General features: G+C 62.7%; 2 protein-coding genes. Both read right to left on the minus strand.

Features of this window, described 5'->3' with window-relative positions:
• Positions 1 to 203, minus strand: a 203-nt coding sequence (locus ACETK3_RS21365; protein ID WP_373993601.1) for a DUF3618 domain-containing protein, incomplete at its 3' end; no start/stop codon positions are given.
• Positions 200 to 397: phage holin family protein (locus ACETK3_RS21370; RefSeq protein ID WP_373993602.1), on the minus strand; the 198-nt coding region annotated here is incomplete at its 5' end. The genes ACETK3_RS21370 and ACETK3_RS21365, both read right to left, overlap by 4 nt.

Here is a 397-nt window from a genome sequence, read left to right on the forward strand (position 1 = left end):
GTGTCGTGGACCTTGGTGGTGGCGGTGTCTGCTGCTCCCATGATTTTCTCCTTCACCCCGGTCACGGCATCGCGGACTTTGTCGGTTTGGCGGTGCACGATGTTGGACGGGGTGACTTTGTCGGCTACGGCGTCGACGTTGGTGCCCAGGCGTGCCCGGGTCGCTTCGATGTCTGCTCGGATGACGTCAGGGTTTTCGCTCATCGGTTTACCTCACCTGGTTTTAGGGTTGGGGGAATTTCTGAGAGGGTTTCGCCTGTTTGGGGCAGGCCCTTGATCTGCTTGAGTTCCTTGCGGCCGATCGAGGCCAGGACTGCGGCGATGATCGCCCAGATCACGGCGACGATCAGCGCGGCCCAGCCCAGGGCCATGACGGCGCCCAGGGCCCACATCAGGGC

The organism is Arthrobacter sp. E44, from assembly GCF_041877125.1.
In the GTDB taxonomy this organism is placed as follows: domain Bacteria; phylum Actinomycetota; class Actinomycetes; order Actinomycetales; family Micrococcaceae; genus Arthrobacter.